Origin of the sequence: Hymenobacter sp. APR13, from assembly GCF_000737515.1 — a bacterium.
Lineage (GTDB): Bacteria > Bacteroidota > Bacteroidia > Cytophagales > Hymenobacteraceae > Hymenobacter.
Map to the genome: position 1 here is coordinate 1,625,083 of NZ_CP006587.1, position 18,603 is coordinate 1,643,685.

The following is an 18,603-nucleotide window of genomic DNA, read 5'->3' on the forward strand; positions in this document are numbered from 1 at the left end:
ACCGCCCACCCGGCAGAAGTATTGCCGGGGCGCGGCGCGGCCCGCCGGCAGCACGGTATCTTGCAGCAAGTGGGCCTGTTAGCGAAGGAGTTTCGGCGGCCGGCCGGCACCGGCTTGGCCGCCGACGTATTATTACCGGCCGGATTCTGCATCCCGAAACAGAATGGCTATTTTTGCGGGCTTTTTTGTCACCAACCCTCCTGCCTAGCGAGACATACCCTCTGCGTTACATGAATCAGAACCCGACCACCGACCACATCACGTCCCTGATTCAGGAGGGGGAATTTTTCAAGCTCAAGGAAATTCTCAAGCACTACGAGCCCGCCGAGCTGGTGGAGCTGATTGAGGCCGAGGAGGAGCGCGAGCAGCTCATCATCTTTCGGCTGCTGCCGCTGCGGCTGGCCACGCAGGTGTTCGAATACCTTGATCTGGAGGTGCAGAAGCACTTTCTGGCCAACCTGAGCCAGGAAAAGATTTCCGACATCCTCAACGAAATGTCGCCCGACGACCGGACGGCGCTACTGGAATTCCTGCCCGACGACTTCGTGAAGGAGCTGATTCAGACGCTGAGCGAGCCGGAGCGCAAGGTGACGCTGGAGCTGCTGGGCTACCCCGAGTACTCGGTGGGCCGCCTGATGACGCCCGACTACATTGCCATTCGCGAGAGCTGGACCGTGCAGCAGGTGCTGGACTACATCCGGCGCCACGGCGGGCAGTCGGAGACGCTGAGCGTACTCTACGTGACCGACCAGCGCGGCGTGCTCATCGACGATATCCGCATCCGGGAGTTTCTGCTCTCGGCGCCCGACCGGCCCGTGAGCGAGCTGATGGACCGCCGCTACGTGAAGCTCAACGCCATGCAGGACCAGGAAGCGGCCATCGACGTGTTCCGCAAAAACGACCGGGTGGCCCTGCCCGTGGTCAACGACGAGGGCGTGCTGTTTGGCATCGTGACGATTGACGACATCCTGGACATCCGGGAAGAAGAAGACACCGAGGACATCCAGAAGCTGGGCGGCTCGGCGGCTTTGGACGAGCCGTATCTGGCCACCTCCATTTGGGGCATGGTAAAGAAGCGAGCCGGCTGGCTGGTGATTCTGCTGATTGGCGAGATGCTGACCACCTCGGCCATGCACCACTTCGAAGACGATTTGCAGAAGGCGGCGGTGCTGGGGCTGTTTATTCCGCTGATTATTTCGGCCGGCGGCAATGCCGGCTCGCAGGCCACCTCGCTCATCATCCGGGCCATGAGCCTGGGCGAGTTCACCCTCTCCGACTGGTGGCTGGTAATGCGGCGCGAAATCATCTCGGGGCTAGCGCTGGGCGCTATTCTGGGCGTGGTGGGTGCGCTGCGCATCGTGCTTTGGGCTAAGGTAGTAGACCCCGGATACTTCGGGCCATACTGGCAGCTGATTGCCGTGACGGTGGGCTTCTCACTGCTGGGCATTGTGCTGTGGGGCGCGCTGTCGGGGGCCATGCTGCCCATGCTGCTCAAACGCCTGGGCCTCGACCCGGCCACGGCCTCGGCCCCATTCGTGGCCACGCTCGTGGACGTAACAGGCCTTATCATCTACTTCTCAGTGGCGACGCTGGTGCTGCGCGGCACGCTGCTGTAACGCGAAATTCCATTTCGCGACGAGGACCTGTTGCCAACCGCACTGCCCATGACCGAAACCCTCCTCACCCACCAGGAATCCGCCTTTGCCTGGCTGGATATCACCAGCCCCACCGTGGCCGAGCTGCAGGCCGTGGCCGCGCAGTACGACCTGCCCGACTCGCTGGTGCGCGACTGTCTGGAGCCCACCCACCTGCCCAAGTTTGAGGCCACCCACGGGCTGAGCTTCGTGATTCTGCGGGTGTTCAACCCGCCCAAAACCAACGAGGCCGACACCATTCAGGAGCTGAGCACCAAGATTGCCGTGTTCTACGCCGCCGACTACCTGATTACGGTGCACCGGCTGCCGCACCCGGTGCTGAACGAGCTGAAACGGGTGGCCCGCGCCCCCGGCCAGGAGTGCAACACGCCCGCCGAAGTGGCCTTCCATCTGGTGCGCTACGCCCTCAACAGCTACATGCAGCCTGCCCTCACGCTCACGCGGGAGCTGGACGACTACGAGGCCGAAATCTTCCTGAAGCAGGAAGTGCCCAACGCCCTGCAGGGCCTGTACTTCCTCAAGCGCAAAGCCTCCGCCGCCAAGCAGCTGCTGCTGCTCACGCGCGACATCCTGACGATGCTGCGCCGGCAGCTGGCCACCTCCGTCACGGACGATACGCTGCTACAGGACACCCAGGACCTGCAGGTGAAGGTGGAAACCATGTACCAGCAGCTCGACGGCGGCGCCACCAACCTCATGAACCTCTACCTCTCGCTGTCGTCGCAGCGCACCAACGAGGCCATGCGCGTGCTGACGGTGTTTTCGGCGTTTTTCCTGCCCCTCACCTTCATTGCCGGCATCTACGGCATGAACTTCAACTACATGCCCGAGCTGACCTGGAAGCTGGGCTACCCGGTTTCCATCCTGTCGATGGTGGTTATTTCGGTGGGGATTTACGTCTGGTTCAGGCGCAAAGGCTGGATTTAGGGTTTAGTGCTTAGTGCCTGGTGCTTAGTGCTTAGTTGGTTCAACCGTTAAGAACACCAGGCACTAGGCACCAGGCACTAGGCACCAGGCACTAGGCACCAGGCACCAGGCACTATGCACCAGGCACTATGCACCAAGCACTAGGCACTAAAAATCCACCCGGCCGCGGTTGGTTTTCTTGTCGGCGTGCTTCTTTTTGGACTCCAGACGCTGGCGCACGGCGCCTTTGCTGGGCTTGGTGGCTTTGCGGGCTTTGGGCTTGTGCAGGGCTTTGGTGAGCAGCTCATGAAACTTCTGCAGCGCCGTTTCCTTGTTACGCAGTTGGCTACGGTCTTCCTGCGCCACCACCAGCAACTCGCCCTCGGAGGTAATCTTGGAGGCCAGTTTCTGCTGCAGCGTCTGCTTCTGCTCGTCGGTGAGCAGCTGCGACTCCAGCAGCCGGAAGCGCAGCTCCACGCGGCTTTCTACCTTGTTCACGTTCTGCCCGCCGGGGCCGCTACTGCGGCTGGTCTGGAATTGAAGTTCGGGCAGGAAGTCGGCGGCGGCAGGCAGCATGGGTTGTGGTGCTTGGTGATTATTGATGTGTGCTGTTGGGGTGGCACGGGCGCCCCAGGGCTGAAGCCCTGGGCTACGGAAGGTTTCTACGTTCCGTTTTGGCTGTTCCGCTGACTAGCCCAGGGCTTCAACCCTGGGAGCATTGCGCCGCGCCATTCTGCAACGATACGCGAAGCAAAGGCTTCGCGCTACAATATTTTCCAGAGCAGCCAGCCCAGCAGGCCGCTTCGTAAGGTCCAGGCCACGGTGCGGAGCCAGTTGGTGCGCACCAGCCCGTCGATGGCCACGTAGCTGTAGCCGTCGGCGGCGAGGCGGTTGTGGAACGGTACGGAGATGAAGAACGTGGCCGCCCAGATGAGCAGTACCAGCGCCAGCGCCCACCAGCCGGCCGCGCCCAGCGCGCTGCGGCCCTGCCAGGCCAGCCACGCGGCCAGCCCCAGCTCCAGCACCATCGGGGCCAGCACCACAAAGCTCATGGTGCGGGTGTGGTGCTGATGAAACGCCCCGAACTTCTCGGGCGCCACGTAGGCGAAACCGGGATAATGCACGAGCTGCACCGTCCAGATAAGGCCCGTGAGGTAGGCGGCCAGCGCGAAGTTGAGCAGCAGCAGAAATTTTAACGGCATAGCTGCAACCTAACAGGTGTTTGGCAGAACTGTTAGGTTGCGTCCGCAATTGATTTCAACCTCCCTTTCTCCATGACCTTCCTTCCCTCCTCGCGCCGCTGGCTGGCCGCCCCCGCCCTGCTGCTGGCTTTGGCCGGCTGCAACTCCGGCGCCAAATCGGGCAGCGCCCAGCCCGACCTGCTCCAGGCTAACCTCGACACCACCGTGCGCCCCGGCGATGACTTCTTCCAGTACGCCAACGGCGGATGGCTGAAGCAGCACCCCATTCCGGCTTCGGAAAGCAGCTGGGGCATCGGCAAGGAAGTGCAGAATGAGGTGTACGCCCGCCTGCGCGCCCTCAACCAGGAAGCTGCCAAAGCCAACGCCGCCGCCGGCAGCACCCAGCAGAAAATCGGCGACTTCTGGGCCACCGGCATGGATTCCGTGGCCATCGACAAGCAAGGTTTGGCGCCGCTGAAAGCCGAGCTGGACCGCCTGGCCGCCCTGCGCACGCCCGCCGACGTGCAGGCCGCTATGGCCCGCCTGATTCCGCTGAACGTGAATGCGCTGGTGGGGCCCTACGTGGCGCAGGACGCCAAAAACAGCGAGAAGATGGCGCTGTACCTGTATCAGGCCGGCCTGGGCCTGCCCAACCGCGACTACTACTTCAACAAGGACGCCCGCACCGCCAACATCCGCAAGGAGTACGGCACGCACGTGGCCAAAATGCTCGGGCTGATGGGCGAAGACGCCGCCACCGCCCAGCGCCACAGCGCCCAGGTGGTGAAGCTGGAAACGGCCCTGGCCGGGGCCTCGCGCAAGCTGGAAGCCCTGCGCGACCCGTACGCCAACTACAACAAGATGACCCTGGCCCAGCTCAACCAGCTCACGCCCGGCCTTGACTGGAAAACCTGGTTCACGCAGGCCGGCATCCCCGGCGTGGATACGGTGATTGTGGGCCAGCCCGAGTTCTACCGCGAAGCCGCCCGCCTACTGCGCACGGCCCCCGTGGAAGACTGGCGCGCCTACCTGCAGTGGCAGCTGCTGCACACCTATGCCGAGCGCCTGAGCGCGCCCTTCGACAACGAGAACTTCCGCTTCTACGGCACCGTGCTGCAGGGCCGCAAAGAGCAGCGCCCCCGCTGGAAGCGCGTGCTCGACGACGAGGAAAGCGCCATGGGCGAGGCCCTGGGCCAGCTGTTCGTGAAAGAGTATTTCACGCCCGAAACCAAGGCCCGCTACGAAAAGCTGACCACGAACGTGGTGGCCTCCTTCCGCGAGCATATTCAGGCCCTGGACTGGATGAGCGACTCCACCAAGCAGAAGGCCCTGGTGAAGCTCACCAAAATCACCCCGAAGGTGGGCTACCCCGCCAAGTGGCGCGACTACTCGGCCCTGGACATCAAGCGCGACTCCTACGCCGCCAACATGATGCGCGCCAACCAGTGGCGCTACCGCTACGAGCTGAATAAGCTGGGCAAGCCCGTCGACCGCACCGAGTGGAGCATGACGCCGCAGACCTATAACGCCTACTACAACCCCAGCAACAACGAAATCGTGTTGCCGGCCGCCATTTTCGCGGTGCCGGGCCTCAAGGATGCCGACGCCGACGATGCCATCATCTACGGCTATGCCGGCGCCAGCACCATCGGCCACGAGCTAACCCACGGCTTCGACGACGAGGGCAGCCAGTTTGATGAGAACGGCAACCTGCGCAACTGGTGGAGCAAGAAAGACCGCGCCGCCTTCCAGCAGCGCGTAAACGGCATCGTGCGCCAGTTCAACGGCTACACCGTACTCGACTCGCTGCACATCAACGGCAAGGCCACAGCCGGCGAAAACATTGCCGATTTGGGCGGCATCGTCATTGCTTTCGATGCCTTCAAGAAAACCGAGCAGTACAAGAAAGGCGAGAAAATCGGGGGCCTGACGCCCACGCAGCGCTACTTCCTGGGCTACGCCCTCGGCTGGCAAAACCACCAGCGCGACGAGGTGCTGGCCCAGCGCATCCTCACCGACGTACACTCGCCGGCCAGCTACCGCGTCAACGGCCCCTTCGCCGACGTGCCGGCCTTCTACGAGGCCTTCAACGTGAAGCCCACCGACAAGCTCTACCGCTCCGACTCCGCCCGCGTGACCATCTGGTAACGGCGGCAGCGGCATAGTCGAAGCGTAAATGACCGTCCTGCAACGGCATAATTGAACGTCATGCAGAGGCGCAGCCGAAGCATCTCGCCAATGTGGTAAATGAGTTTACTCCACTAGCAAGATGCTTCGGCTGCGCCTCTGCATGACGTTCTTTTTATCCTGGGTTCTTTTTATTCCGGCTGCCCTCAAGTCGCACTCCTACTGACTCAATTTCGGCCGGTACGCCGCCAGCCCCTGCGCGGCCGACTTGCGCACCTTGTTCTGCAGAAACCCCGACCAGCCCAACAGCCACCCCACCGGCCCCAGCGCCTGCCGTGACCAGCGCCAGAAGCTGAACTCGTCGTGGTGGGTGAGGATGAGGCCGTTCTGGAACGTGAAGCGGGCCTGGATGTGGTTGTGCACCTTGCGGCCGGTTTGCGAGAAAGTATAGCGGGCGTCCCAGGTGGCGCGGCCGGCGTGGTCGTCGGCGTGGAGGTCGTTGTAGGCGAGGCGCAGGTCTTTGCCCCGCTCGCAGAGCATGCGCCACATCTTCCCGATGTCGGCCCCCTGCAGCTGAAACGCAGCATCTTCGAAGGTGGCTTCGGGATGGTAGCAAGCGGCCATGGCGGCGTGGTCGCGGCGCTGGAAAGCCTGGTAGAATCGGTGAAGAAGCTGTTCGTGCGGGTGCATGGCCGGGCTAGCAGACAGCGCGAAAGTGTAGCGCGACTTACTGCCCAAAGCTGCACAAAAAACACCACCTCCCTGCTGTCGGGAAGGCGGTGTTTTTGTGATGGCACCACGAGCAGCCTAGCATCTTAGCCGTTCAACACGGCCCGCTTGGCATATACTACCCACTCTTATCTGGCAGGTCATGGGTTATTTTTCATTGGCGGCCTGGTTGCAGGCAACTGTTGTAGACCGGCAATCATCTTTCCGGACATACCCCTCACTTTCAACCTTCTCCGCTTATGAAACTCTTACGCTACGCCTCCCTGACACTGCTGTTAGCCTTGCTGCTGCCCGCCCTGCTACTTGCTGCTCCCAACCGCGAGGTACGCTCTGTGGCGGCCTTCACCCGCCTGGGCGTGGCCAATTCGGCCAAGATAGTTTTGCGGCAAGGCAGTCCGCAACGCGTGGAAGTGGAGGCCACCACTGCCGACCTGGCCCGCATTGAAACGGTAGTTGAAGGCGGCCGCCTGCGCATCAGCACCAAGCAGCAGAATGGCAAGCTGTGGTCGAATGACAACCTCGAAGGCCCGGTGACGGTGTACGTGACCATGCCGGACGTGGCAGAGCTCAGCGTGAGCGGCTCCGGCCAGATTAAGGCAGAGGGTGCCATGAAGGCTGCCCGGCTTTCGTTGGCGGTTAGTGGATCGGGTAAAATCCTGCTGCCCCAGCTCACGGCCAGCGAATTGAAATCGGCCGTGTCGGGCTCGGGCGAAATCCAGGTAGCGGGCACCTGCCCGCAGCACGAGGCCCGCATCAGCGGTTCCGGTAGCATACTGGCCACTGAATTGCGCACAGAGGCTAGCACTATCGGCATCAGCGGCTCGGGTAACAGCCGCCTCTACGCCAGCCGCACGCTGGAGGCCAGCATTTCCGGTTCCGGCAACGTGTACATGCGCGGTGGCGCCACTGTCAGCAGCAAAATTGCCGGCTCCGGCCGGGTGCGCGAAGAGTAACCTTTGACGTCATTCGTCACCATGAGAAAGGGAGTTCCGGCTGCAGCGTTGTTCAGCCGGAACTCCCTTTTCTGTGGTGACAGGCTGTGCCGTTTACTCTATCACTACTTTCTGGGTAGCGGTGCCGGTTTCGGTAGTAAGACGCAGCAAGTACACCCCCACTGGTAAACTGAGTAGCTGAAGCTGCACCTGCTGCTCGGCAACATCCAACAGGCTGGTTTGGTAGCAGAGGCGGCCTTGCATATCCAGCAGATGCAGGGTACCTGAGCTCGGTTGTGGCTGCACAATACGAACTCCAAAACTGCCTTTGCTGGGGTTGGGAGCTACTACCATACTTGACTGCCGGGCAGCTGGCCGGACGCCAAGGGGCCGCCCACTACCGCCCGAGCAAAAAATGCTAGGGGGCATTACGCGCCGCGTTGGGGCATCCGGGCCTTCGTATTCTAGCACAAGCTTGTTGCGCCCACCGTTTTCGCCGAAATGAATCTGCAGGTCGTGCTGGCCGGCGAGCAAAGGCAGCGTAACGGCTACCGTGGAGTCGGGGTGCATGCCCCCATTATTGATAGTGGCCATGTTATTGGGTGGGGTCGACATCAGCGCGTAGGTATCAAGCCACAGCCGGGAGCCATCATCAGACCGGAGATAGAGCGTATACAGGCCGGATGTGCTGATGGTGAAACTTCCCCGAAAGCGCGCACTGTACTCGTTGGCATCGGTGGCAGTGCCCGTGGCCACAGCAGTCAGGTCGCCCCAGTTGGCATCAGTATCGAAGTTGAGGTGGCTTTCCAGGCGTACCAGGCCAGGCCGATTCGCTGAGAAGTAGGCCGGATCATCCGCAAAATAGCCTTGGTAGTATTCGCCGTATAGCCCTTGCGTTGGGGGGCCTCGGTCAGGGCGGACACTCACGCAGCCGGCAGCCGGCGGCACAGCCGCTACAAAGGTGTAGGCCTGCCGAAACAACGTAGCGCCCTGGCTGCCAATCACAAGTATATTAGGCTGGTACAGGCCCGTGGGCACATTCACGCCAAACGTCAGCTGGCCTGTGGCGGCGTTGAGGCTTATGCCGGCTGGCAGACTGGCAGCATTTGCCAACAGAAACTGCGGCGTAGCCCCTACTCCCGTCACTGTTGGCACCGACGACATAGTGCCGGTGCCAACAGTCACCGTCTGATTATCGTTGGCGTACATCAGGTTGGCAGGGAGGGTCCGCACGGGCTGCACGGCCGTGCAGAACACGCTGGCAGGCACTACCTGCCGGGCAGGAGCATCGGGGCCTTCGTATTCCAGTATCAGCGTGTTGGCGCTGCCTATTTCGCCGTAGTGTAGCAGGATGTTATGCAGCCCGGCCACCAGATACACGCTGGCCTGCTGCGCCACGGAGGCACTGTGCATCCCGCCGTTGGCAATGGTGGCCTGCGCCGAAATAGCCGGGCTGGCTAGCGCTGCATTGTCAAGCCAGAAGTAGGCCGCGTCGTCGGAATACAGATAAAATGTATACATGCCGGCCGTGGTAATGGCCAAACTGCCGCGCTGACGCAGACTAAAGCCATCCGGGTCCGCAAGCGTATTGGCAGCCACAGTCGTCAGGTCGCCAAACCCGCTGTTGGGGAAATTAGCCTGCGCATCTGTTCGGATCAGGCCAGCCGCCCGATTTGTGAAGAACAGCTGGTCATCGTCGAAGTAGCCACTGTAGTACTCGGCATATAAGCCGCTGGCAGCCAAGCTACCGCCCGGGTCCTGGCCAATGCAGTTGCTGGGTTGGGCTGTTGCCTTGGACCCACTGCTCAACACCGTCCACAAAGCTAGCAGACAACCAAAGCCGGTTATTCGCAGAGTTGTAAAGCTTGTATTCATGTGCTTCAGGGTCTGATGGTGAAAGCAAACAGCAACTACCTTAAGTGAATATACTGGATAACATACATTATTGCAACATTCTAATTTTATTTTGCATTATGAATAAAATCGAGCAGATCATCCTCCTTACCTTGTGAGCGTTCCTGCCAAGCAGCAACTGCAATATGAGCTAGATACCCATACAGCGCTGGTCTGCCAATGCCGTGTGGCCATTGCAACTGCTCCGGCGAAAGTGCTTACTTGCGCCAACGTACCACCAGTTGCAGCTTCGGTACGGCCCCAGCCCTTCCCTATGGCGCACCACGCTACCCACTTACCGGCCTGCGCAAACTGCGGCTACTCGTTTCCGGCCGACACGCCAGCCGAATTTTGCCCACGCTGCGGCCAGCAAAACCACGAAGTCAATATATCCTTTGGCCATCTGGTGGAAGAGACGCTGGAAGGACTATTCCATTTCGATGGCAAAGTATTCCGAACGGCGGGCCTGCTGCTGTTTCGGCCGGGCGTGCTCACGCGGCGCTTTCTGGAGGGCCAGCGCGTGCCCTACGTACCGCCGGTGCGGCTCTATGTGTTTCTGAGCTTTGTGTTTTTCCTGCTCCTGTCGTCGGCTACCAAGCCTGAGCACGGCCGTGAGCGGCCGGTACAGCTGTTTGCCCGGCAGGCCGCCACCCTGACGGAAACCGCCAACGATCAGGCCCGACAGCAGGAACTGCAACTGCTTCGCGACATTGCTCAGGCGCAGTCGCCGGCCCGCAGCGACAGTCTGCAGCGCCTCTTCACGGATTTGATGCAGCAGCGCCAAAAAGCCGGCCGGCCGCCGCAGGCTCTCACGCAGGCCACCACAGACTCAACAACCCGCAGAAGCGCCTCCGACGGCCTCAATCTCTCGGTGATGGGCGTCAAGCTTCCAGAAGAAGAGGTGGCAAAGCTGCCCGATGACATCACGCAGGCGCAGGTGGACTCTGTGCTGCGTAGCAAGGGTGCCGTGCCCGGCTTCTGGAACCGGCTGGGCGTGAAGCGGGCCGTGCGCTGGCACCACGTCACGAGCGAGGAGGCCATGCACCAGATTCTGCGCGGCCTGTCGCTGCTCATTTTCCTGATTATGCCGCTGGCGGCACTGTTGCTGAAGGGCGTGTACTTCCGGCAGCGCCGCCACTACATCAGCCACCTCATTTTCACGGTACACGTCCACTGCTTCCTGTTTGTGTACTTCGCAGTGGCACTGCTGCTGAGCAAGCTCAGCTTTATGGCCTGGGCCGAAAGCGTGCTGCTGCTGATACCGGGGCTGTACTTTTTGCTGGCACTCCGTAACTTCTACCAGCAAGGTTGGCTGAAAACGGTACTAAAATCCCTATTCCTGGGCGTCAGCTACGGCTTCACGCTGGCCCTGGCCCTGACACTGGTGGCGGTAGGCGGGCTGATCATGTTTTAATAAAAAGGTCCGGGGGCTGCCATGCGGCGCTTACACGTAGCACGGCAGCCCCCGTGCCTTTCACTCAACTCTCCCACTATTGGCTACCAGTCGAACAGGCCGCGGCGGCCGGAGCTGCGGGGCTTGTCCTTCGCTTTCGACTTTTCTTTGCCGCCGAATACGCCGTCGAGCAGGCCGGTTTTCTTCTCTTTGATCAGGATGTAGCGCACGGAGAAGGCCGTCGGGAAGCGGGCCCAGTCGTCGGAGCCGAACTCGATGCTGGGCTTGAAATCGGCGGAGATGACCAGCCGCGTCAGGGCCACTTTGTACTCCACGCCCACGATGCCATCCACGCCCCCGAACGTGCCGGTATCCTTGTGGTTGCCAACGTGGCCACCGGCCCCGAGGTAGTAGTTGAGGCTGGGCCCCAGGATGCCGAAGTGGCGCTCGGCCAGCACCGTGGCGCTGACTTCGCGGGTGCCGGCCAGCGCCAGCCCTTCGAGGGTAGCGCCGGGCAGAAACTTCTGCTGCACTGTGATGCCGTACTGGCCCGGGCTCAGGCGCAGGCCGGCCGCCGTGCGATACTTCTGGGCGGCAGCCGGGCTGGCAGCCAGCAGGCCCAGCCCCAACAGGGGCAGCAGGCCGCGACGACGAAAGCGAAATAGCATAATCTTGTAACGAGACGAAGCGAACGGAGCCTGCTGTGTGGGCGTTTGAACGCGCAAGCACCGTGCAAAGTACGGGCCACGGCCGCTAATTTGCCGGACGCCCGGGCCCGCACCGCGTACATTGCCGTAGTTTTAGGCCCAACTCATTCGCTTTCCATCCGTGTACATTCACCAGGTGGCATCCTATCTGCCGGAGCAAGTCGTTACCAACGAGCATTTTACCAATCTCAACGGCCTCTCTGCCGACTGGATCATTGAGCGCACCGGCATTCGGGAGCGCCGCAAAGCGGGCCCCGGCGAAAACACCAACACCATGGCCATCGAGGCCACCCGCCGCGTGCTAGCCCAGGCTCAGGCCTTTCCGGTCGCCGAGCTTGACCTCATCGTGGGGGCCACCTACACCCCGCACGACACCATCTACACGCTGGCCCACGCCGTGCAGCGCGACCTGGGCATCAACGATATTCCGGTGGTGAGCATTTCGTCGGCGTGCTCGTCGCTACTCAACGCCATTGAGATTGTGGAAGGCTACTTTGCCATGGGCAAGGCCAGCCGCGCCGTGGTGGTGGTGAGTGAGCACAATACCGCCTACAACAACGAGAGCGACACAGTGGCTGGCCACCTCTGGGGTGACGGTGCCTCGGCCCTGCTGCTTACCAAGGAGCGCCTCGCTCCCACCGACCTGCGCGTGGTGGAGGTGCTGACCGGCGGCGCCGCCGTGGCTGGCAAAGCCGACGAAGCCGTGACGCTGAAGCCCGTGGAGCGCGGCATCGTGATGCCCCACGGCCGCGACGTCTTCACGTACGCCTGCCAGTACATGGCCCGCGTGACCCGCCAGCTGCTGGAGCGCCAGCACCTGAGCCTCGACAGCCTCACCTACCTGATTCCGCACCAGGCCAACCTGCGCATCACCAAAAACGTGCTGCAGCAGTTGGGCTTGCCCCCCGAGCGCGCCGTGTCCAACATCGAGCGACTGGGCAACACAGGCTGCGCCGGCGCCGCCATCGGCCTCGGCGACACTTGGCCGAGTCTGCAGCCCGGCAACCGGGTTATCATCACGGTGTTCGGAGGCGGCTATTCCTACGGGGCTATGCTGCTGGAGCGGTAACTTATCAAGTCAACTGAAACGCTCTTGCTGATGCGCTGCTCCCTTGTTCTGCTTGCTCTGCCCCTGCTGGCAGCTAATGAACTGGCGGCGCAGCAGCTGCCGTTGCCAGCCACCGAGTTTCAGGCCCGGCGCACCACGCTGAACCAACGCGGCATGCTGGTGCTGGGTGGCTGGGCCCTCGGCAACGTGGGCGTGAGCGGGGCGCGCTACTTTGCCAGCGAAGGCCGCGAGAAATACTTTCATCAGATGAACGTGGGCTGGGGCGTAGTGAACCTGGCGCTGGCCGGCAGCTCGCTGTGGGCCACGCGCCGCCCGCACGCTGCCCCCACCGACCGCGCCACGTTGGTCCGCACCCATCTGCGCACCGAAAACCTGTACCTCTTCAACGCCGGCCTCGATGTGGCCTACCTGGCCACCGGCCTGTATCTGCGGGAGCGGGCCGCTTCGCGCCCCACTTTCCGCCGCCAGCAGCAGCTGCGCGGCTATGGCCAGTCGTTGCTGCTGCAGGGCGGTTTTCTGCTGGCTTTTGATGGGCTGATGTTTGCGGCCCACCACCGCCATGCCTCTCAGCGCCTGTATCCGCTGCTGAGCGGGCTGCAGGTGGGGCCGGGCACGGTGGCCTTCACGCTGCCCATCCGCCAGCGACAGCCGCTACTCGCCGGTCTTCACAAACCGTAGCGCGCCGGTGCGGCTGTCGGTATCGAGGTAGCGCAGTACATACCAACCAGCCTTTAGGCTTTCGGTCGGTACCGGCAGCAGGTTGAGGCCGGGCTGATACTCCAGAAACGCGGTAGAAACCCGCCGCCCTACGGCATCAAACAGCTCGGCCCGCACGCGGCCGGTGGTAGTGGCCGGGTATTGCAGCCGCAGCGGCCGGCCCGCCGTCGGGTTCGGAAACACGACGGGTTGGCTGGTACTGGCGGCATCGGTGGTAGCCAGCACCGGGGCCGTGGCATCGAAGCTGCCATCGGGGCGGCGCAGGCGCAGGCGGTAGTAGCCCAGGCCGGTTTGGGGCTGCGTATCGAGGTAGGTGTAGGCGGCCGAGGCGGGCACGGCGGCCAAGGTCTGCCAAGTGGTGGTGTCGGTGCCCCGGGCGCGCTGCACCTCAAAACCGCTCAGAAAGCATTCGGCGCGCGTAACCCAGTTCAGCAGGATACCCGTGGGAGCCGCCGCCGCCGAAAAGGCCGTGAGCGGAGCCGGCAGCATAGGCGCCGGGCCACAGCCCTGCGCCGCAAAGCTGCGCGTGCGCAGCACCAGCCGACCGCCCGTTACGTCATCGGCGGCGAGGAAGCGGGTGTTCTGGCCGCGCGCCACGGCAAAGTGCATGATGGCCCGCGGCAGAATCACGTGCGACAGCTGCTGCGCGTGTCCCAGCTCGTGCACCACCACCGACTCGAAATCCAGCTGCGTGCCCACGGCCGGTGCGGGCCCGAACTGCCAGGTGGTAGCGTCGTCAAACTGCATATCGATTTCCTGCACGTAGAACACCAGCCGCCCGTCGGGCCGGAAGCAGCCCCGGTAGTAGCTGGTGATGCGGCCCAGCACGTTTGCGGGCAGCTCGCCGCCCTGGTCGAAGCCGATGCTGTTCTCGCCGTCTTCGGCGGCTCCGCGGCTAGTACGCGGGGGCGCGTCGGCGTCCCAGTTGATGCCGGTCTTGCAGCGCCAGGTGGCCAGGGCCCGGTTCCAGGCGGCAGTAGCGGCGGTGTTGGCGGCAAAAGTGGTTTCGAAGCGGAAGCTGTAGCCGCCGCGGCCGTTCTGGCTGATGTGGTTGGGGCGCACCAGTTGGTTGCCGGGCGTGCTGAGCACGTTGCTGACGGCGTAAGGCACCGTGAGCGAAGTGGCGCTGGTGGCCTGCTGCTGGTCGTTGGTGGTGACGCGCACGGGGCCGCTGCCGGCCGGGGCGGCGGGCTGGCCCAGGGCCGGCACCCGCACCACAATGCGCGTATCGGTCCAGCTCACGTAGTCGGCGTCCTGGGGCTTCACGAGGGAGGCTCCGCCGTTATCGGCATTAGGGAATTCCACGAAGCCCGCGCCCCGCGTCGCGCCAAAGCCCGCGCCGGCCAGCGTGAGCACCGCGCCCGTTCCGGCGGGCACCGTGGCAGGGCTCAGGCTGCTGACTACCGGGGCCTGCCCACGCGCCACTATGGGCGCTGCCAGCCGCTGCCGGGCGGCAGTTAGGGCGGCGTTAGGCTGCACCAGCTGCCGCGCCTGCCCGGTGGCATCCGCCAGCTGTCGGTAGAAGGCGTCGTCAATAGCGCCCAGGGGCTGGAAAAGGTCGGCGACTGTGGCCGTAGCCAAGTCGTAGGGCAAAAAGCCCTGCTCACTGCCATACACCGCCCACGCCCCGGCCTCCGCGTCCGTGCCGACGAAGGTGGCCGGCACCAGAAACAGCACGCCCTGCTGGCCGGGGCGCAGCTGCAGCGTGTTGGTGAGCTGATGGCGGTCAAGCCCCACGGTGCCGCCTTCCGTCAGTACGGTTAGCTGGGTGGGGGCCGCGCCTTTCAGGGCGCTGAACACGCGCAGCTGGTGCGCCGTGTAGATACGGCGGTGGCCAGCTTCCCAGAAACTGCGGGCACTTAGCACCTCGGCTTCTACCACCAGCGGCGCAGCGGCGACCCGCTCCGCCAGACTCAGGGGCAGCACCAGACAATGGGTTTCTGTGGATGATTTAGGTACTTGGGCAACAGCTGATAATGCCAGTAGCAGCAGTACAGCAGCTATATAATTGTATTTCATCCGTTCTATCAGTCGGAAATGATGGGGTTCGCCGAGGCAGTAATTCCCAAGCGTCAGCAGGTTGATGCATGAACTTCAAATACGTGCTTCGGGCTACCGTAGTCAAGTTATGCTCCTTGCTCGACATAAATATTTTGGTGTCACTCACTCGTCCGTTTTGCTGCTTTGAACGCCAGACAGCCAGCCTCACCCGAATCCATGTTGACCCGTGATTCGCAGGCTTCAAGCACCGATTTGGCTCAATAGTTGTCGATAAGATTTTCGTTCCATTTTCTCTTATTTTATTAACGCTACTCCCTATGCCTTCTTTCTATGCTCAACCAGCTATGCTACTGGCTACTCTACTGATCAGTGTGACATGTAAGGCCCAAGAGCAAGCCGTAGTGCCTTCTGGGGTTGCTTCTGAAGTAACTGCTTCACACAGCACTCTGCTTAAATTCGGAACGGGCCTGACACGAGGATTCGATTGGGGTGGTTCCGGGGGGCTGTCGCTGCCTTTAGTGCTAGGGGCAGAACATGTAGTAGCATCTAACTGGAGCTTATATGGCAACGCTTTTACCGGAATACAGGTGCTACGTCCTGAACACTTAAGCTATAGCAAAACTCCCGTGTTCCGCGGAATTGGCCTCGACGCAGGTGTACGCTATTACTACCATCAGGCAAAGCGTGCAGCGAGGGGCCGAGCGGCTGGCCAGTTCGTGGGTAACTACGTAGCACTACATGTGCCTACTACCTCCATCTGGGTACTTCAACCTAATACCGATGCTGTAAGGATAGGATATAAGCAAACTGCAATCATGGGAATCTGGGGGCTGCAGCGGCGCTTAGGAGGCCACGGCTTGCTCGACGCCTTTGCAGGAGTAGGGGTTAACAATCATCGTGTAAGAGGATACAACGAGGCAACCATTACCTTACAAACACGCCGAAAACTTGGCTTTGAAACGGAAATAGGGCTTCGCTTAAGCTTAGTTAAATAAGGTAAACCCAACTGTTTTAGGCTATTCGACAAGACTGCAAAATTCTGCTAGATTCCCAGTTGTTGCAGAACTAAAATTACTCAGGAATCGGGCATGCACTAGCTTGAGTAGCCTGTGTCTACGCTTAAAACAGGCTGCCCTGGACCGCCTGCGGGATGATGCGGGGCGGATTGACGCCCAGTCCCGTGAGCGTGTGCAGGCGGCCCAGGAAGTGCTGCGTCCAGAGGGGCGTGTGCATGATATCCTTCTGGTGCACGAAGAAATACACGGTCTGCAGGCCCTGCTGCAGCCACCCCGCAATGCGCTCGGCCCAGGCGTCGGCGCGCTGGTAGTCAGAGGCCACCAGGCCGTGGCCGTTGAAGCGGATAAAGGCGGTGGGCGTGGTCAGGCGCATGTGCAGCACGTCACGGCGGCCGGCCACGTCGCTTATCACCAGCGTTTTGCCCAGCGCTTCCAGCATGGCGGCCACGGCGGCAAACGCCACGGAATCGGCAAACCAGGCCGGGTGGCGCAGCTCTACGGCCAGCGGCACGTCGGCCGGAAAGTCGAGCAGGTAGCGCTCCAGCCGGCTCAGGTGCTCGGGGCCGAAGGTGGGCGGCAGTTGCAGAAAGCACCAGCCCAGCCGGTCCTGCAGCTCCACAATGGACCGGCAGAACGTGGTGGTCAGGTCGTCGACATTATATAAGGCCCGGTCGTGGCTGATGATCTGGGGCAGCTTGGGGCAGAACCGAAAGCCCGGCGGCACGGCGTCGCGCCATTTGCGCACGGTGGGCGCCTCGGGGATGCGGTAGTGGGTGGTGTTCAGTTCCAGGCTGTTGAACTGTCGGCCGTAGTGGTGCAGGTAGTCGGCCTCGCGGATGCCGGCCGGGAAGTAGGAGCCCAGCCAGGCCTTATTGGTCCAGATGGGGCAGCCGACGTAGAGGCCGGGGCTGGTGGGGGCCGGCACCCGGGCCAGCAGCGCGGCCGTATCGGGGTGGTCCGAAGGGAGCCGGAAGTCAACGTAGCGTAAGTCAGAAAGTCGGCCGAAATCCATACGGCAACATACGGCAAAATGCCGCGCCGCGCCTAATTCCGCCCCCTGCTGCCAGCCGGTTTTTCGGTGGCGGTTCGTAACACGTTCATCAACACTTATCTGGCCCTGCGCCGTCGCCTACACCCTTAGTGAAATTCCGGGACTTTTGCAACCAGCCCGGAAAGGCGTCCGGCCTTCGATATCCAATATTTTTTGACCGGCGCATAGTCTCATTTTAATGCCCACATGCCAGCCTTCCTATTATAATACAAAATCACCCTTCAGGAAACACAAAACCCTATTTGACCCTTTCTGGCAGCGATAAATTAAATGCAAATTTTGTAGAAAAAAGACAATTTTAATCATCTCCACCATACTAACGCACTTGGGAATCAGGTCGGAGTTTGGTCAGCAATTTTAGATTTGTCGTGTTCACCAACGCCGCGTACTGATGACGGTTACTCTACGACTACCTACCATGGGCTGGCTGATGTCCCTCGTTCTGGTGCTGCTGACCGGCTTTGCACCGGCCTCCTACGCCCTCGGGCGTGCCGACGACGACAAAACGCCCGCTACCGCCGCCCGCCGCGCCACTGTGCTGCGGGGCCGCGCCTCATGGTATGGTCGGGAGCACCAGGGCCACCGCACCAGCAACGGCGAGCGGTTCGACCGCAACCAGTACACCTGCGCCCACAAAACCCTGCCCTTCGGCACCCGCCTGCGCGTCACGAACCCCACCACCGGCCAGGCCGTGGTAGTGCGGGTTACCGACCGCGGCCCGTTCCGCCACCAGCGCATTCTGGATCTGGCTGAAATTGCCGCCCGCCCGCTGGGCATCGTGCAGCACGGCGCCGTGAGCGTAGTAGCCGAAGTAGTACCGGCCACCACTCCCCTCGGCCCCAACGATGCTCCCGAGGACCTCGCCACCCTGGCGTCTGACTCGCTGAATACCCTTACCGCCACCACCACCATCCTGCCCGGCGCAACCGAAGCTGCCGACGTAGTAGTGGTGGCCGAGCCCAAGCCTACTTTCGTGGTGCAGGCTGGCACCTTCGGCGATACGCGCAACGCCCAGGCCGTGCTCGACAAGATCATGGCCCTGGACCGCACGCTGGCCGTGACGATGGCCGCCGGCACCAAGGAAGGCAAACCCGTCAGCCGCGTGCTGGTGGGCGGCTTCCAGGACCGCGCCGAGGCCGACCGGGTGCGTCTGCGCCTGCAGGGATGGGGCATTGCCGGTTTGGTGCGGCAGAGCGAGAATCTGTAAAAAATTATCTGCCTGATAT

16 protein-coding genes are annotated in these 18,603 nt (G+C 62.1%); 9 read left to right on the forward strand and 7 right to left on the reverse strand.

What is annotated here, in order from left to right; all coding sequences use genetic code 11:
- The first annotated feature begins 230 nt into the window (after window positions 1–230).
- Both mgtE and N008_RS06800 read left to right on the forward strand, forming a co-directional pair.
- On the forward strand, window positions 231–1,616 hold the full coding sequence (gene mgtE, locus N008_RS06795; RefSeq protein ID WP_052381283.1) for a magnesium transporter: 1,386 nt from the start codon (window positions 231–233) through the stop codon (window positions 1,614–1,616).
- 48 nt (window positions 1,617–1,664) lie between these two features.
- Window positions 1,665–2,582, forward strand: coding sequence for a CorA family divalent cation transporter (locus N008_RS06800; protein WP_044014746.1), 918 nt, complete (start codon window positions 1,665–1,667; stop codon window positions 2,580–2,582).
- Between the two features lie 147 nt (window positions 2,583–2,729).
- Here N008_RS06800 and arfB read toward each other — a convergent pair whose 3' ends face one another.
- Both arfB and N008_RS06810 read right to left on the reverse strand, forming a co-directional pair.
- A complete protein-coding gene (gene arfB, locus N008_RS06805; protein WP_044014748.1) occupies window positions 2,730–3,137 on the reverse strand; it encodes an alternative ribosome rescue aminoacyl-tRNA hydrolase ArfB in 408 nt (135 codons plus the stop codon).
- Window positions 3,138–3,325: 188 nt separating this feature from the next.
- Entirely contained in the window at window positions 3,326–3,763 is a 438-nt protein-coding gene (locus tag N008_RS06810) for a hypothetical protein (protein ID WP_044014750.1), read from the reverse strand.
- A gap of 72 nt (window positions 3,764–3,835) precedes the next feature.
- Here N008_RS06810 and N008_RS06815 point away from each other — a divergent pair, with 72 nt between their 5' ends.
- Complete coding sequence (locus N008_RS06815; protein ID WP_044014752.1) at window positions 3,836–5,890, forward strand: M13 family metallopeptidase; 2,055 nt, start codon at window positions 3,836–3,838, stop codon at window positions 5,888–5,890.
- A gap of 198 nt (window positions 5,891–6,088) precedes the next feature.
- Here the strand turns inward: N008_RS06815 and N008_RS06820 are convergent, their stop codons facing one another.
- Complete coding sequence (locus N008_RS06820; RefSeq protein WP_044014753.1) at window positions 6,089–6,559, reverse strand: nuclear transport factor 2 family protein; 471 nt, start codon at window positions 6,557–6,559, stop codon at window positions 6,089–6,091.
- A gap of 278 nt (window positions 6,560–6,837) precedes the next feature.
- On the opposite strand from N008_RS06820, the gene N008_RS06825 reads away from it, so the two are divergent.
- Complete coding sequence (locus N008_RS06825; protein WP_044014755.1) at window positions 6,838–7,551, forward strand: head GIN domain-containing protein; 714 nt, start codon at window positions 6,838–6,840, stop codon at window positions 7,549–7,551.
- 93 nt (window positions 7,552–7,644) lie between these two features.
- Here the strand turns inward: N008_RS06825 and N008_RS06830 are convergent, their stop codons facing one another.
- Window positions 7,645–9,273: a PA14 domain-containing protein gene (locus tag N008_RS06830; protein ID WP_044014757.1), complete on the reverse strand. Its 1,629-nt coding sequence runs from the start codon at window positions 9,271–9,273 to the stop codon at window positions 7,645–7,647.
- Between the two features lie 424 nt (window positions 9,274–9,697).
- Here N008_RS06830 and N008_RS06835 point away from each other — a divergent pair, with 424 nt between their 5' ends.
- On the forward strand, window positions 9,698–10,837 hold the full coding sequence (locus tag N008_RS06835) for a DUF3667 domain-containing protein (protein WP_044014759.1): 1,140 nt from the start codon (window positions 9,698–9,700) through the stop codon (window positions 10,835–10,837).
- A gap of 83 nt (window positions 10,838–10,920) precedes the next feature.
- On the opposite strand, the gene N008_RS06840 is transcribed toward N008_RS06835, so the two are convergent.
- Window positions 10,921–11,484 (reverse strand): hypothetical protein, encoded by a 564-nt coding sequence (locus N008_RS06840; RefSeq protein WP_052381284.1) that lies wholly within the window; start codon window positions 11,482–11,484, stop codon window positions 10,921–10,923.
- 160 nt (window positions 11,485–11,644) lie between these two features.
- On the opposite strand from N008_RS06840, the gene N008_RS06845 reads away from it, so the two are divergent.
- Both N008_RS06845 and N008_RS06850 read left to right on the forward strand, forming a co-directional pair.
- Complete coding sequence (locus tag N008_RS06845; RefSeq protein WP_044014761.1) at window positions 11,645–12,592, forward strand: 3-oxoacyl-ACP synthase III family protein; 948 nt, start codon at window positions 11,645–11,647, stop codon at window positions 12,590–12,592.
- Between the two features lie 30 nt (window positions 12,593–12,622).
- Window positions 12,623–13,270, forward strand: a complete 648-nt coding sequence (locus N008_RS06850; RefSeq protein WP_052381285.1) for a DUF6992 family protein — start codon at window positions 12,623–12,625, stop codon at window positions 13,268–13,270.
- Here N008_RS06850 and N008_RS06855 read toward each other — a convergent pair.
- Window positions 13,244–15,235: a matrixin family metalloprotease gene (locus N008_RS06855; RefSeq protein ID WP_044014763.1), complete on the reverse strand. Its 1,992-nt coding sequence runs from the start codon at window positions 15,233–15,235 to the stop codon at window positions 13,244–13,246. The genes N008_RS06850 and N008_RS06855 overlap by 27 nt on opposite strands.
- A 392-nt stretch (window positions 15,236–15,627) precedes the next feature.
- Between N008_RS06855 and N008_RS23515 the strand changes: the two genes are divergently transcribed.
- A complete protein-coding gene (locus N008_RS23515; protein ID WP_197062962.1) occupies window positions 15,628–16,305 on the forward strand; it encodes a hypothetical protein in 678 nt (225 codons plus the stop codon).
- Between the two features lie 124 nt (window positions 16,306–16,429).
- Here the strand turns inward: N008_RS23515 and N008_RS06860 are convergent, their stop codons facing one another.
- On the reverse strand, window positions 16,430–17,338 hold the full coding sequence (locus N008_RS06860) for a DUF72 domain-containing protein (RefSeq protein ID WP_044014765.1): 909 nt from the start codon (window positions 17,336–17,338) through the stop codon (window positions 16,430–16,432).
- A 469-nt stretch (window positions 17,339–17,807) separates the two neighbouring features.
- Between N008_RS06860 and N008_RS21415 the strand changes: the two genes are divergently transcribed.
- A complete protein-coding gene (locus tag N008_RS21415; RefSeq protein ID WP_197062963.1) occupies window positions 17,808–18,584 on the forward strand; it encodes a septal ring lytic transglycosylase RlpA family protein in 777 nt (258 codons plus the stop codon).
- Window positions 18,585–18,603 lie beyond the last annotated feature (19 nt).